The organism is Octadecabacter sp. R77987 (genome assembly GCF_042466115.1).
Lineage (GTDB): Bacteria > Pseudomonadota > Alphaproteobacteria > Rhodobacterales > Rhodobacteraceae > SW4.
In genome coordinates, this window is record NZ_JAXHBQ010000001.1 from 239,897 (window position 1) to 254,364 (window position 14,468).

The 14,468-nt window shown below is 61.6% G+C and carries 16 protein-coding genes and 1 other RNA gene; 6 read left to right on the plus strand and 11 right to left on the minus strand.

Annotated elements, in window-relative coordinates; translation table 11 throughout:
* Window positions 1-3 precede the first annotated feature (3 nt).
* Window positions 4-255, minus strand: a complete 252-nt coding sequence (locus SJY21_RS01205) for a sulfurtransferase TusA family protein (protein WP_377505009.1) — start codon at window positions 253-255, stop codon at window positions 4-6.
* Between the two features lie 84 nt (window positions 256-339).
* On the opposite strand from SJY21_RS01205, the gene SJY21_RS01210 reads away from it, so the two are divergent.
* From SJY21_RS01210 to SJY21_RS01220, 3 genes are all read left to right on the plus strand, one after another.
* Entirely contained in the window at window positions 340-1,095 is a 756-nt protein-coding gene (locus SJY21_RS01210) for a cytochrome c biogenesis CcdA family protein (RefSeq protein ID WP_377505012.1), read from the plus strand.
* A 110-nt stretch (window positions 1,096-1,205) separates the two neighbouring features.
* On the plus strand, window positions 1,206-2,450 hold the full coding sequence (locus tag SJY21_RS01215) for a hypothetical protein (protein WP_377505015.1): 1,245 nt from the start codon (window positions 1,206-1,208) through the stop codon (window positions 2,448-2,450).
* A complete protein-coding gene (locus SJY21_RS01220; protein ID WP_377505018.1) occupies window positions 2,447-3,799 on the plus strand; it encodes a cytochrome P450 in 1,353 nt (450 codons plus the stop codon). Before SJY21_RS01215 ends, SJY21_RS01220 begins: the two co-directional genes overlap by 4 nt.
* On the opposite strand, the gene SJY21_RS01225 is transcribed toward SJY21_RS01220, so the two are convergent.
* The 8 genes from SJY21_RS01225 to SJY21_RS01260 form a co-directional block, all read right to left on the minus strand.
* Entirely contained in the window at window positions 3,786-4,004 is a 219-nt protein-coding gene (locus SJY21_RS01225) for a ribbon-helix-helix domain-containing protein (protein ID WP_377505021.1), read from the minus strand. The genes SJY21_RS01220 and SJY21_RS01225 overlap by 14 nt on opposite strands.
* Window positions 4,001-4,177 (minus strand): DUF4169 family protein, encoded by a 177-nt coding sequence (locus SJY21_RS01230; RefSeq protein ID WP_377505024.1) that lies wholly within the window; start codon window positions 4,175-4,177, stop codon window positions 4,001-4,003. The genes SJY21_RS01225 and SJY21_RS01230 overlap by 4 nt, the downstream gene beginning before the upstream one ends.
* Window positions 4,174-5,565 carry a class II fumarate hydratase gene (gene fumC, locus SJY21_RS01235; protein ID WP_377505027.1) on the minus strand — a complete coding sequence of 464 codons (1,392 nt, stop codon included), beginning with the start codon at window positions 5,563-5,565 and terminating at the stop codon, window positions 4,174-4,176. Before fumC ends, SJY21_RS01230 begins: the two co-directional genes overlap by 4 nt.
* 79 nt (window positions 5,566-5,644) lie before the next feature.
* On the minus strand, window positions 5,645-6,109 hold the full coding sequence (locus tag SJY21_RS01240; protein WP_377505030.1) for an SspB family protein: 465 nt from the start codon (window positions 6,107-6,109) through the stop codon (window positions 5,645-5,647).
* Window positions 6,110-6,193: 84 nt separating this feature from the next.
* Window positions 6,194-7,426 (minus strand): chromate efflux transporter, encoded by a 1,233-nt coding sequence (gene chrA, locus SJY21_RS01245; protein WP_377505033.1) that lies wholly within the window; start codon window positions 7,424-7,426, stop codon window positions 6,194-6,196.
* Window positions 7,423-8,220, minus strand: coding sequence for a chromate resistance protein ChrB domain-containing protein (locus tag SJY21_RS01250; protein WP_377505036.1), 798 nt, complete (start codon window positions 8,218-8,220; stop codon window positions 7,423-7,425). Before SJY21_RS01250 ends, chrA begins: the two co-directional genes overlap by 4 nt.
* A gap of 105 nt (window positions 8,221-8,325) precedes the next feature.
* Window positions 8,326-8,985, minus strand: coding sequence for a DUF1194 domain-containing protein (locus tag SJY21_RS01255; protein WP_377505039.1), 660 nt, complete (start codon window positions 8,983-8,985; stop codon window positions 8,326-8,328).
* A gap of 13 nt (window positions 8,986-8,998) precedes the next feature.
* Window positions 8,999-9,292, minus strand: coding sequence for a TSUP family transporter (locus tag SJY21_RS01260; RefSeq protein WP_377505042.1), 294 nt, complete (start codon window positions 9,290-9,292; stop codon window positions 8,999-9,001).
* Window positions 9,293-9,472: 180 nt separating this feature from the next.
* Between SJY21_RS01260 and SJY21_RS01265 the strand changes: the two genes are divergently transcribed.
* Window positions 9,473-10,498, plus strand: coding sequence for a fatty acid desaturase (locus SJY21_RS01265; RefSeq protein ID WP_377505045.1), 1,026 nt, complete (start codon window positions 9,473-9,475; stop codon window positions 10,496-10,498).
* Window positions 10,499-10,994: 496 nt separating this feature from the next.
* On the opposite strand, the gene ssrA is transcribed toward SJY21_RS01265, so the two are convergent.
* Window positions 10,995-11,342, minus strand: a transfer-messenger RNA (tmRNA) gene (gene ssrA, locus SJY21_RS01270).
* A gap of 99 nt (window positions 11,343-11,441) precedes the next feature.
* Between ssrA and SJY21_RS01275 the strand changes: the two genes are divergently transcribed.
* Both SJY21_RS01275 and SJY21_RS01280 read left to right on the plus strand, forming a co-directional pair.
* A complete protein-coding gene (locus tag SJY21_RS01275) occupies window positions 11,442-12,479 on the plus strand; it encodes an LCCL domain-containing protein (protein ID WP_377505048.1) in 1,038 nt (345 codons plus the stop codon).
* A 112-nt stretch (window positions 12,480-12,591) separates the two neighbouring features.
* Window positions 12,592-14,052, plus strand: a complete 1,461-nt coding sequence (locus SJY21_RS01280; RefSeq protein ID WP_377505051.1) for a pyridoxal phosphate-dependent decarboxylase family protein — start codon at window positions 12,592-12,594, stop codon at window positions 14,050-14,052.
* On the opposite strand, the gene SJY21_RS01285 is transcribed toward SJY21_RS01280, so the two are convergent.
* Window positions 14,049-14,399, minus strand: a complete 351-nt coding sequence (locus SJY21_RS01285; protein ID WP_377505054.1) for a DUF4345 family protein — start codon at window positions 14,397-14,399, stop codon at window positions 14,049-14,051. The two genes, SJY21_RS01280 and SJY21_RS01285, sit on opposite strands and share 4 nt — an antisense overlap.
* Window positions 14,400-14,468: the final 69 nt, after the last annotated feature.

Sequence of the window (14,468 nt, forward strand, 5' to 3'; positions counted from 1 at the left end):
TTTTTATGGGCCACGCCTGATCAGATAGGCAGTCACGGCCCCGTCCTGGGTCATTGACAGCAATTCATGCCCCGCCTGATCGCAAAAATGCGGCACATCTATCACCGCCACGGGATCGTCCGCCAGGATGCGCAGGGTCTGACCCGCTTGCAGCCCCAGCAACGCCTTGCGCGCGCGCAACACGGGCAGGGGGCACAGCAAGCCAATCGCGTCGATGTCCTGATCAGGCGTCATGCCCAAGCGATTAGGCCGCATGTGACAGACTGTCCACCAAGTTGTGACCGTTTGACAGGTGACGCCGCGCGCGTGCTGCCCTAAAGCTGGGGGAAAGGAGACCCGATGCTGACGCCCGATCTATTGCTGGATGCAACCCTGCTGCCTGCCATCGCCATCGCGATCATGGCGGGGGTGCTGTCGTTTCTCAGCCCTTGTGTCTTGCCCATCGTGCCACCCTATCTGGCCTATATGGGCGGTGTGTCGGTCAGCGACATGGACGACAGCGGCGCAAAACGCGGGCGGGTGTTGCTTGCGGCCGCCTTCTTTGTGTTGGGTCTGTCGACCGTGTTCATTCTGCTGGGCTTCGCGTTTTCGGCGATGGGGCGTGCGCTGCTGGCCTGGCAGGACTGGTTCATCACGGTCGCGGGCGTGGTGATCATGATCTTCGGCGCGCATTTCATCGGCATCTTCCGCATTCCGTTTCTGGACCGCGAAGCGCGTGTTGAAACAGGGGATCGCGGTGGCTCGGCCCTTGGGGCCTATGTGCTGGGGTTGGCTTTCGCTTTTGGCTGGACACCCTGTTTGGGCCCGATCCTTGGCACCATTCTGGGGCTGGCCGCTTCCGAGGCAGACCTCTGGCGCGGCGCAGTGTTGCTGGCGTTCTATGCCCTTGGTCTTGGCGTGCCGTTCCTGTTGGTTGCCGCGTTCTTTCCGGCCCTCAAGGGGCCAATGGCATTCATGAAACGCCATATGGCGCGGATCGAGCGGATATCGGGCCTGCTTTTGTGGACCGTCGGCCTGTTGATGCTGACAGGGCAGTTCACCGCCTTCAGCTGGTGGCTTTTGGAAACATTTCCGGCGCTGGCCGTGCTGGGCTGATGTCGCAGGGGGCGCTGCCCCCGCCTGCGGCCCCCCGGAGGTATTTTTGAACAAAAGAAGCCTTTGTGTTGTGGCTTATTTTTGCCGAAGTTCCTGTTTAGGGTGGCGGTATGAGTGAGGCTGATCTGAATATGCAGGTGCGCAGGCGGCGGGTGTTTTACATTCCCGGCTATGATCCGATTCATCCGCGCCGCTACCGCGAGCTTTACCGCAAGGAGAGCGCCGCGCAGGCCGAAATTTCCGGCTATGCGATTGGCATCAGCCCCAAACAGGGTGGCGGCGCCTATGGCTGGCATGTGCAGGCCGAGATCGGCGCGCCGGTGCAGGCGGATGTCGATGTGCTGGTCTGGTCCGACATCGTGCGCGACAGCATGTCCAACACCATCGGCGCGACCTATCTGCAACTGGCGCGCACGGCATGGACCTATATTACCAGCGGGGCGTTGCGCCGGCTGATGTGGCTGCGCAAAGGGCCGGTGATTGCCGCGCTTTATCCGGTGGGGATGTTGTTGTTGCAACTGCTGCTGGCGCTGGTTGTCGGCGGACAGGTGGGGCGGCTGGCGCTGGCGGGCTTGGGCGTGGTCTGGGATGCCCCTGATCTGGTCAACTCCCTGATCTGGTGGCCGATTTTCCTTGCGCTGGCGGTGTGGATATTGCGCTGGTTCAAACGCATGGACGGCAGGTTTTTCGCCTATTACCTGATGCATGACTACGCCTATTCCGCCAATTGGAACGGTGCTAACCCGCCCGAACTTGAGGCGCGGATGGCCGAATTTGGCGATACGATCGCCGCCGCGCTGGAAACGGACGCCGACGAAGTTCTGGTCGTTGGCCATTCATCCGGCGCGCATTTGGCTGTGTCGATTTTGGCCGATCTGATCCGCGCTGGACGGGTGCGGGCAGATGGGCCAAAGCTGGCGTTCCTGTCGCTGGGGCAAGTTGTGCCGATGGTGTCGTTCTTGCGAGAGGCGCACCGCCTACGCAACGATCTGGCGTTCCTGTCGCTGCGTGACGAACTGACGTGGGTCGATGTGACCGCCCCCGGCGATGGCTGCGCCTTTGCTCTGTGCGATCCGGTGGCTGTGTCCGGTGTCGCGCCGGACGGGAAAAAGTGGCCGTTGATCATGTCGGCGGCCTTTACCCAGACACTGAGCCCGGAACGCTGGAAGGAGTTGCGCTGGAAGTTTTTCCGCCTGCATTTTCAATACCTTTGCGCCTTTGATCGCCCCAATGATTACGATTATTTCCAGATTACAGCGGGGCCAGTCACTTTGGCCGACCGGTATCGCGACCGTCCGCCATCCAAATCGCGGATCGACGTGCCCGCCTCGAAATACACGAGCGTGGCCCCATGATCCCGCCCAAGCCGCCCGCGCGCCCCGACAAGGTGTCGCTGTGGCGCTATGTGCGCCTGTTTCGCAGCGATATCCTGTCTGCCCAGCCTGCCAAGCTATACCGCGCCTGGATGGCCGAATTCCGCACGCCGTTCTTTCGCAGCTTCATGGCCAATGATCCCACGCTTGTGCAGACCGTGCTAAAGGACCGCCCCGATGATTTCCCCAAATCCGACCGGATTGGCGCGGGGTTGCGCCCGCTTCTGGGCGACAGCGTGTTCCTGACCAATGGCGCGGTCTGGAAACGCCAGCGCCGCATCATTGATCCCGCGTTCGAGGGCGGGCGGCTACGCGATACATATGGCGCGATGTATGCGGCCGCGCAGGCTGCGGTTGACCGCCTTGGCGCGCAGGCTGACGGCACCCCGCACGAGGTCGAGGCCGAAACCAGCCATGCCGCCGCCGATGTGATTTTCCGCACGCTGTTTTCCATTCCCATCGAGCACGAAATCGCCGCCGATGTGTTCACGAAATTTCGCGACTACCAGCGCAGCCAGCCAATCCTGAACCTGGCGGCCTTTATCCCCGTGCCCCGCTGGTTTCCGCGCTTTTTCAAGGGGCAAACCAAACGCACCGCGCGCGATATCCGCGCCCTGATCACGCAACTGACGACGCAGCGCATGGATGCGATCAAGGCGGGCACAGCGCCCGACGATCTGGCAACCAAGATCATGACCACGCCCGATCCACAGACGGGCGAAACGTTTACGACCGAGGAAATGGTCGATCAGGTTGCGATATTTTTCCTCGCGGGGCATGAAACTTCGGCAAGTGCGCTGGCGTGGACGCTCTATCTGATGGCGCTTTATCCCGATTGGCAGGACAGTGTGGCAAAGGAGGCGCAGGCGCTGACCGGCCCCGATTTCAAGCTGGTTGGCAAGCTGCGTCTGTCCAAGGACGTGTTCCGCGAGGCCCTGCGCCTTTATCCGCCCGTGCCGATGATGGTGCGCGAGGCGGGCTGCCCTGAACGGTTTCGCGACCGCGGTGTGCCGAAAGGATCGCAGATCGTCCTGTCCCCGTGGCACCTGCACCGCCATGAACGCTTGTGGGACAATCCTGACGGCTTTGATCCGACCCGCTGGGCCACAGAAAACGGCAAGAAATGCCAGCGCGAGGCCTACATTCCGTTTTCCGCCGGTCCGCGCGTGTGCACCGGCGCGGGGTTTGCGATGGTCGAGGGGCCGCTGATCCTGTCGATGCTGCTGCGCGCCTACCGGTTTGAACTGGTGGAAGGGCGCGAACCTGTGCCCGTGGCCCACCTGACTGTGCGCGCGAAAGATGGCATCTGGTTGCGGATCACGCCCCGCTAGATTGGGCGGCTTTCAGCACGTAAACGCGGATCGCCGAAGCAAGGCCAACATCGCCGCGTGTTTCGTCGATTTCAATCGCGAGGCCGTTCAGGGTTTTGCCCTGCGCGCGCGCCAAATCGCGAAACGCCACCCAGAATTCCGGCTCCAGCGACACCGATGTGCGGTGGCCGCGCAGGGTGAGCGAGTGCTTTTCGGGGCGTGTCATTCGTCCTCGAACTTCAACTGATCCAGCCGCGCACGCGCCTGATCCGATTGCGCCGTATCGAGCAACCGTTGCGCCTTGGTGCGCCCGAACTTCACCGCATTGGCATCGGCGCGGGCCTTCTTTGCGGCCCGCTCCTTTTCCTTGCGCGCGTGGTTCAGGTTCACAGGCTTCATTTCGGGCCGATCATATCCTCGGGGCGCACGACAGCATCAAAAGTTTCGCCATCAACGAACCCCAGCGCAATCGCTTCCTCGCGCAGGGTGGTGCCGTTCTTGTGCGCGGTTTTGGCGACCTTGGTGGCGTTGTCATAGCCAATCGTCGGGGCCAAGGCCGTGACCAGCATCAGGCTTTCCTTCATCAGCTTGTCGATGCGCGGCGCATTCGCCTCGATCCCCATCAGCATCCGTTCGGTGAAGCTGTCGGCCACGTCACCAAGCAGCTGCATGCTTTGCAGCAGGTTATAGGCCATCATCGGGTTATAGACGTTGAGTTCAAAATGCCCCTGTGATCCGGCAAAGCTGATCGCGGCGTCATTGCCAAGGATATGTGCGCAAACTTGGGTCATGGCTTCGGCCTGTGTCGGATTGACCTTGCCGGGCATGATCGACGAACCGGGCTCGTTTTCCGGCAGGATCAGTTCGCCAAGGCCGGAGCGCGGGCCGGACCCCAACAGGCGAATGTCGCTGGCGATTTTGTAGGCAGCCATCGCGGTGGTCTTGATCGCGCCGGACATGAACACCATCGCGTCATGGGCGGCCAAAGCCTCGAATTTGTTTGGCGCGGTGACAAAAGGCAGGCCGGTGATTTCGGCCATGTTCGCGGCCACGGTGGTGTCCCACCCCTTGGCGGTGTTCAATCCGGTGCCGACGGCGGTGCCGCCTTGTGCCAACTCGTAAATGCCGGGCAGGGCAAGGTTGATGCGCGCAATCCCGTTGCGGATTTGCGCGGCGTAGCCGGAAAACTCCTGCCCCAGTGTCAGCGGTGTGGCGTCCTGGGTATGGGTGCGGCCGATCTTGATGATGTCCTTGAATTCGTCCGATTTCGCCTCAAGCCCCTGCGCGAATTTATCCAGCCCCGGCAGCAGCACATCACGCACGGTCATCGCGGCGGCGATATGCATCGCGGTGGGGAAGGTATCGTTGGACGACTGGCCCATGTTGCAATGGTCGTTCGGGTGAACGGGGTCTTTGGACCCGATCACACCGCCCAGCATTTCAATGGCGCGGTTGGCGATCACTTCATTGGCGTTCATGTTCGACTGGGTGCCGGACCCTGTTTGCCACACGACAAGCGGGAAATGATCATCGAGTTTACCGTCGATCACTTCGCCCGCCGCGGCGATGATGGCATCGGCCAGCTTGCCGTCCAGCTTGCCGGATGCCTTGTTCGCCTGCGCGCAGGCCTTTTTGATCACGCCCAAGGCGCGCACGATGGCCACGGGCTGTTTTTCCCAACCGATCGGGAAATTCATGATGCTGCGCTGGGTCTGTGCGCCCCAATAGCGGGTGTTTTCCACCTCGAGCGGGCCAAAGCTGTCGGTTTCGGTGCGGGTATCGGTCATGGCGCGGTCCTTTGGTATGCGGTTGTATGCCGTTTACGCCAGCGCGCGCCACGCTGCAACGGGCGTGTTGCCGCAACCGTTATTTGCGGAAACTGTCAAGGCTGACGACTTCGGCCTCGCTTGGGGCAAGGTCTTCGGCCATCTCCTCCATCGGCGCTTCGGGGTGGTCATCTTCGGCGTCATCATCATCGTCCTGGGTTTCAAAGCGCAGGCCGAATTCAACCGACGGATCGACGAAGGTCTTGATGGAATCGTAAGGGATATACAGCGGTTCGGGGTTGTCACCAAAGTTGAGGGTAATCGCGAACCCTTCGTCGGTGACGGTCAGGTTGTCGAACCAGTGCTGGATCACCACGGTCATTTCGCCGGGATAGCGGTCTGACAGCCAGTCGGCGATTTCCACCTCAGGGTGCATCGTATCAAAGGTGATGAAAAAATGGTGTTCACCGGGCAACCCGTGTTCGCTGATATCGGTCAATACCTGCTGGATCAGCCCGCGCATCGCGCGGTGCATGAGGTTTCCGTAGTCGATTGAACGGGTCATGCGCATCATCCCTTGGTCGTTGGTGCCAGCATACGGGATTCGGAAGCGGATGAAAGGGGCGGTTGGGGAAAAGAAATGCCCGCCCTAGATCATTCCAGCAGCCACGCCCGCCAGCGCCGTCACGACCAGCGTCAGCACCAAACCGCGCTGCATCCCCGGCATCATCACACCCGCCAGAGCGATCAAGGCGAGGGCGGTGAGATCAACACTGCCCCAGACCGGCCAAAGCAGGTTCAGGCGCCCCAAGCTGCCGATGTCTGCAAACAGCAAATGCGCGGCGAACCACAGCGACAGGTTGGCGATCACCCCGACAACGGCAGCCGTTATCGCGCTTAACGCGCCTGCAACCCTTGGCCGCCCTTCCAGCCAGTCGATCAGCGGCGCGCCAGCGAATATCCAGATAAAACAAGGCACAAACGTCACCCAAAGGGCCAACACGGCGGCCTGCACCGCCAGCCATGGCCCGCCCGCACCAAGGCCCGACTGAAACGCCACGAACTGCGTCACAAGGATCAGCGGCCCCGGCGTTGTTTCCGCAAGCCCCAGCGCGTCCATCATTTGTGCGGTGTCGATCCAGCCGAAATCGACGACAACCACTTGGGTCATATAGGCCAGCACGGCATATGCCCCGCCGAATGTGACGACCGCCAATGTGGAAAAGAACAGCCAGATATCGGTCAGGAATTCCGACCCTTGGATCAGCGCCAGCGGCGCGACCCAGATCAGCCCGCCAATGGCGATCACCCGCAGGGATTGGCCCCATGGCAGGGCAGTGGGCGCGGCGGTGGCAGTGGCGCGGGTCGTCAGCGCGCCGTAAACCGCAGCACCCCCGATGATCAACGGAAAGGGCAGGTTCAGCGCGAACAAGCCGACAAAAGCCAGCATCGCAATCGCCCAATCGGGCGGGCCGCGCAGGGCCTTGCGGGCGATGCGCAGGATCGCCTCGATCACGATGATCACCACGGTGGCCTTGATCCCGACAAACGCCGCCTGCACCAGCGGCAGGTTGCCATAAGCGGCATAGGCAAAGGCCAGCGCGAAAATCACCAGCGCGCCGGGGATCACGAACAACCCACCCGCGAGCAAGCCACCAATGATCCCGCGCATCCGCCAACCGGAATAGGTGGCCAGCTGCATGGCTTCGGGGCCGGGCAGCAACATGCAAAACGACAGCGCGCGCAGGAATTGCGGTTCTGTCAGCCACGGGCGGTCCTCGACCAGTTCCTTGTGCATCAGGGCGATTTGCGCGGCGGGGCCACCGAATGAAAGCAACCCGATCCGGCCAAAGACGCGGACCATGTCTGCGTAGCTGGTCATTTCGCCGCCCCTGCGGGCCAATCATGCCCTTCGTCAAACCCGTCGCGTGCCCAACGATAAAGCGCGTCGTAGATGTTCATGCCTGCTTCTAGTTGCGCCATGTCATCGCGATACATCCGCGACAATCCCACCGAAAGGGCCAGCAATCCGGCGGCTTGCGGACTGGCGGCGTGATCATCGGTATCAGCGGCGCGCACGACCAGCGCAAGGCGGTCCAGCGCGGGATGGGCTAGCCCGAAGGTGGCGATCATCGTATCGAACGTGCAAAGTGGGCCGCGATGGCTGAAGTGCGTGTCTTCAATGTCAAAGGGCGTGGCGTCGAACTTCTCGGCGACCGCTGGCACCTCGGACGGGGGCACAAACAGAAACTGCGCTGCAGGATCGACAAACCGACGGATCAGCCACGGGCAGGCGATGCGGTCAATCTTGGGGCGGTGGCGCGTGACCCAAAGCGGGGCAGGGCGTGCGGCAGCCGGAACACGGGGCAGGCCCGCATCACGCCAACCATAATTGCCGCCCTCAAGCACCTGCGCGCCGATCCCTTGCGCGCGCAACCACGCGGCAACCCCATGCGACAGTTTCTTGCCCTTCTGGCAGATCACAACGCAATCGCGTCCGGCAAGGCGCGCGGACAGCCCGTCACGATCGGTATGGGCCGCCCGAAAGGCCGTGGGCACCAGAAAGGGATCATCGGCGTGATCGGCGTCAATGCTGACGTCCACCAGCACGGGGGCAGCGGGGGTGCCGATCAGGCGCATGAGGGTGGCGGGGGTAATTTCGTTGAAGGCCGGCATGGCGCATCCTTTCTGAAAGGGTCAGTGGATGCATCGCTTGGGCCAAAGCCTTACGGGGCGGACGCGGACCCCATGGATCATGGGTAAGCGCCGCCAGCGGGTGCGTCAACCCAGCACGCGGCTGACCTCGCGCAGGATCTTGGCACGGATCGCGCGGGGATAATCGCGGTGGGTCAGCGCGGTTATGACAAACCCGTTGCGGGTAATCACCGCCCGCTGGAAAAAGCCGGTGATGGCCAGGCCCATGCCTTCGATGGCGATGCCGTTGATGGTGACACCTGCGCGTTCCGCCGCGATACGCGCGGCGCGCACATCCGTGCCCGCGTTTGGCGTGCCGTCACCGGAAATGTCAATCACGCGGCGCAGGCAATCGGGCGCATCAGCAAACTGGCGCAAGGAAAACAGCACCGCGTCACCAATCGCCGTATCCGATTGCACAAAGGCGCGCGGCATCGTGCGGGCGCGCACCGACAGGCCCACCACATCGGCTTCGGCGCGGATTTGGGTCCAGGGAATCGACACCTCCTGGCGGCCCACACCCGACCACTGGATCACCATGATCGCGACTTGCCCGCGGATCAGTTCATCCATGATTTCAGGGTCGATCAGTGCGTCCGCCATGCCATCGGTTTGCAGGCGGTACTCAGCCACATCAATGGAATTGGACACATCAATCGTCAGGATCAGCGCCGTGTCACAGGCCTGCGCCACCGGTGCTGCAAGCCCCAGAGCAAGTGTCACGATATGGCGCAATCCGATCCCCATCGCGCCAAGTCTATTACAGCAACCGCCAAAAGAATACCGCGCACATCGTGAAACCAACCGCGGCGATCAGCGTGATCACCGTCAGGCGGATCATCTGCTTGCGATCAAACTTGGCCAGTTCGCCGCGAAACCCAAGTGCGCCGCCCAGATAGCCCGGAAAGACTGCGACCGCGCTGGTGGCATTCGCCATCACGGGCGGCACGCCGATGAAAACCAGCGCCGGAAAGGTCAGGAATGTGCCGCCGCCGGCGATGGTGTTCAACACCCCCGCACCAAAGGCCGCCACAAGGATCAGCGCAATATCCATCACTGTTTGCCTTTCAAGGGACTCGTTTCGCCTGTTTTGCGATATTCGCGCCCGACCTGCCAGCCACCTGTGACAAATGCCCCCTCATTAAGACTTTTGTGCAAATCGCGACGAAATTGATGTTCGCGAAAGGATTCCCCCGTTATGCAGGCAGCACCAAGACCAAGAACAAGCAGGCACATGTCAGATCATATCAACGCGCAGCATGAACCGGTGGCGCGGGCACCTATTGAGTGGGTCAAGACCCTTGCGAAATACCGCGAACCGCGCGTCGGGCGCAGCTGGTTTGAACTGGCAATCACCGCAGGGCCGTTTGTCGGTCTGTGGGCGCTGGCATGGTGGAGCCTGACTTACAGCTACTGGCTGGCCCTTGCGATCGCCGTATTCAATGGCGCGTTCCTGTTGCGCCTGTTCGTGATCCAGCATGATTGCGGGCATGGATCGTTTTTCAACAACCGTGCGCTGAGCGATTGGCTGGGTCGCGCCCTTGGGGTGGTGACACTGACACCCTATGACGTGTGGCGGCGCACCCATTCCATTCACCACGGCGCACACGGCAATCTGGCGCGGCGCGGGATTGGTGATGTCTATACTATGACGGTCGCGGAATATAACGCGATGGGTTGGCTGCGCCGTTTGCAATACCGTGCCTATCGCCACCCGATTGTGTTGTTCGGGCTTGCACCCGGCTATCTGTTCTTTTTGCAGAACCGCCTGCCGCTGGGGCTGATGAACGGGGTGAAATACTGGATCAGCGCGATGGGGACGAATGTCGCGCTGGTGGTTGGGCTGTCGGTGATCTGTTACTTTGGCGGGGTCATGCCGATCCTGCTGGTGTTCCTGCCGACCACGCTTTTGGCGGCAACGGCTGGCGTGTGGCTGTTCTATGTCCAGCACCAGTTCGAGGGGGCCAGCTGGGATCACGATGCCGACTGGCAGATGCATGACGCCGCCCTGCACGGCAGTTCGCACTATGTCTTGCCAACACCCCTGCAATGGCTCAGCGCCAATATCGGCATCCACCACGTGCACCACCTTTACAGCCGTATCCCGTTTTACCGCCTGCCCGAAGTGCTGCGCGATCATGGCGAACTTGCCACCGGCAACCGGATGACGATCCGGCAAAGCATCGGGTCCGCGCGCCTGAAACTGTGGGACGAAAAGACCCGCCAGTTGTTATCGTTCGCACAGGCGCGCGGTCGCTAGGGTCGCAGCGCTATCAAAAGGGGGCGAGAGTGGCAAACGCAATCGCCGGGGTGCCTGCCTTTTCTGGATAACAAATCAACAGATGCGGGCCGGCGCGCAGCCTTGTTCCACTTGCGCCCCGGCGCGCATGCGCCAAGCCCGACCTCCCCCACGGGAGGGCTTTCATCAACGGCTGTTGTGTGTGTAAGCTGGGTTGGTTTGTGCAACACCCGTTCCGTTCGGTTTCACGCCTCCCGAGGTCGGGCTTGGCGCATGCGCGCCTGCATACGCGGCGGGTTGGGATTGCAGGGCAATCTCGCTTCCCTGACAGAACAATTGGCGCAGCCAAATGTGGAGTCAGTCGTCAACAGGCGCGGCGGGTCCGATTGTAGTGAAGTAAAGTGCAGGCTTCCGCGGGATTGCAGGGCAATCTCGTTCCCCTGACAGAACAATTGGCGCAGCCAAATGTGGAGTCAGTCCTCCACAGGCGCGGCGGGTCCCGATTGTAGTGAAGTAAAGTGCAGGCTTCTGTTGCCAGGTGCCTGCGAACCCCGCCTTACGCTGCTAGGCGCAAGGGCTTAATTTTCGACGTTTCGCACAGCTTACGCTGCGAGAGCCATCGGAGCTTTGTTGTCATTTGCAACTAGCTTTGATGTACCGATAACGGTGGTAACTCACCGAAACAAAGCAAACACCTTTAGACGTTTGTCGATCCTATTTCGCCCCCAAAGTCCCCAAATGAAGGATGATGGTGGAGGCGCAGGGTACCGCCCCCTGGTCCAATCCGGTTATTACGTGCGCGTTTATGTTCATAGTCCCGAAGGACACCCCCAAGGTAAGCGCGCGTGGGCGCAATTTCAATGGGTTTCGCACCACCTTACCGCATATGGGGTATGATCGCTGCAGCGCCCGCGCCATAGTGTGACGCAGTGCATTTCGCTAAAACCATTGATCGGAGTCTGTGATGTTGAACCCAAAACCTTTTGTTGCCGCCTTGTTCATGACCGTGCTTGGCGCGCCGGCCGCCTTTGCCGAGGCCCATAGCGTCACGGCTGATGACATCGCCAATGCGGGTGCGTGCCCCACGTCGGCGGACGGGCGGGAACGGCTGGTTTGCGCATGTCCGACGGGGGCGGGCGGTGGCTCGGTCTGGGGCAGTGGGCCTTACACGGGCGACAGCAACACCTGCACGGCGGCGCGCCACGCGGGCGCGATCGACGCGCAGGGCGGTGTGATTGTCGTGACACCTGCGGGGCGCAATGGCGAATATCCCGCGTCCACGGCCAACGGGATCACGACCCAAGGCTGGGGGTCGTGGGATCGCAGTTTCAACGTGGCGCGCGCCCAAGCCGCCGCCGAACCCGCAACAACCGCCGCTGCGGCGGATGCCATGCCAACCTTTTCGCAGGCCGAAATGGACAACGCGCCCGTTTGCACCAGCCTTGGGATTGACGCGCCCGACATGGCGCTGTGCCGCTGCCCCGAAGGCGGTGCTGCGAAATCTGTCTGGGGCAGCGGGCCTTATACCGGTGACAGCGACATCTGCACCGCCGCGCGCCACGCAGGCGCGGTTGATACCGCAGGCGGCGCTGTGCTGGTGATCAAACGCGGCGGTCAGGACGCCTATGAGGGCGGGTCGGCCAACGGGGTGACAACGCGCAACTGGGGCAGCTACGGGCGCAGCTTTGATGTGGTCATGGCCAGCAGCCCCGCCACGATCGCCGCCTGTTCGGTGATGCCTGCGGATGCGGATACGCTGGCCTGCACATGCCCGGCCGACGATGGCACCCGCCGTCCGGTCTATGGCAGCGGGCCTTACACCGCCGATAGCGATATCTGTTCCGCCGGACGTCACGCGGGCGTGGTCCCACGCGAAGGCGGCACCGTGCATGTGATCCGCATTGACGGGCTGGAAAGCTACAGTGCGACGGCCACCAATATGGTCGAAACCCGTGCCTGGGGCAGCTACCGTTCGTCGATCATCTTTGATCGCAACCAGTAAGCCCAACAGATTGGCGGCGATGCGCCAGACAGCCATCGCCGCCGGTATCAATGCGCCCTTGATTGACTTGCCCTTCGTGATCAACCACGCTGGGGCGGTTGGGGGCAGAACCATGAAAAACGACGAAGAAACGCTTGATCCGGGCGATTGGTCGCTGTCACGTGACCTTGCGCACCAGATGGTTGATGACGCGGTGCAACATATCGCCGATGTGCGGGACCGGCCTGTCTGGACGGAAATGCCCGATGCGGTGCGCGCCCATTTCAAGACACCGGCCCCCGGTGCGCCGACACCGCTGGGCGACGTTTACGACGACCTGCGCAAGAACATGCTTCCCTATTCCATGGGCAATATCCATCCGCGCTTTTGGGGCTGGTATATGGGGTCGGGGAACTTCACCGGCGCGCTGGGCGATTTTCTGGCAGCGGTCGACGGGTCCAACCTGGGCGGCGGCAACACCGCTGCGGCGATGATCGACACTCAGGTGGTGGATTGGTTCAAGGAACTGATGGGCTTTCCTGCCAATGCAAGCGGCACCTTGACCAGTGGCGGGTCCATGGCCAACCTTGTGGCCCACACGATCGTGCGCAACGCCAAGGCCGGCGTCGATGTGCGTGCCGAAGGGATCGCGGCGATGCCGCAGCCATTGCGGTTTTATGCCTCGGATCAGGTGCACAGCTGCCATCAAAAGGCGCTGGAAACACTTGGCCTTGGGGCCAAGGCCCTGTGCGAAGTCGCAACCGACGATCATTTCCGGATGGATATCCCCGCGCTGGAACGTGCCATCGCCGCGGATCGCGCAGCAGGGATCAAACCCGCCTGTGTCATCGCCACGGCTGGCAGCACCAATACCGGCGCGCTGGACGATCTGCGTGCGATTGCCGCGATTTGCGCGCGCGAGGATATCTGGTTTCACGTGGATGGCTGTATCGGTGCCTTCGTGCGGATTGCGCCGAAGAACGCGGCGCTGGTGGACGGGATCGACCTTGCGGATTCCATCGCCCTTGATCCGCACAAATGGCTGCACACCCCGTTCGAGGCGGGATGTGTCCTTGTGCGCGACGCGCAGCGCCACTTTGAAACATTTGAAATGCATGGCGAATACCTGCAACTGCAAACCCGTGGCCTGATCGCGGGCAAGTTCCTTGCTGATTATGGCTTTGAACTCAGCCGCGGGTTCAAGGCCTTGAAAATCTGGATGTCGCTCAAGGAAAATGGCTTTGAAAAGCTGGGGCGTTTGATTGACCAGAACATTGCCCAAGCGCAATATCTGGAAACGCTGGTCCGTGCCGACCCAAGGCTGGAACTGGTCGCACCTGTCGATCTGAATATCGTCTGTTTCCGGTTTGTGGACGGGATCACAGATGAAGCTGCCCTCAAGGCGCTGAACACCGAAATCATGTTGCAAGTGCAAGAGGCGGGGATCGCCGTCCCGTCAGATACGACCGTATCGGGCAAACATTGCCTGCGCGTGGCGATCAACAATCACCGCACGCGCAACGACGATCTTGATCTCTTCCTGTCCGAGGTTCTGCGTATCGCAAACGGATTGGTGGACAGCTACCGCGGCTAGATGTTCGCAACGATCAGCCAAAGGGCCATTGCCGCCTCGACACCCAGATAAAGCAGCGCCTTGTTGCGCGGTGGATTGTCCAGCACCAGCGCGGTCGCGCGGCCCACCGATGCTCCCGCATAGGCCACGCCCATCATCAGATAGGCCATGGGTTCGCCGATGATCAGACAGCCAACCCCAAGACCCACAAACAGACAGCCCACGGATGCGCGCACTTCGCTGACGCCCATTTCGCTGTCGCCCTGGCGCAGGTCCAGCGCCGACATGGTGTAACGGGGGGCCAGCCAGCCGAACGCACCAAACGCGATGCTGGCAAGCGCCATGAGGATGTTGATGATATCGACCATGATCTGTCCTTTTGCTGTGCCTTAACATGGCCCAGCCACATGCTGGGTCAAGCCGTGCTTGCCGCATTG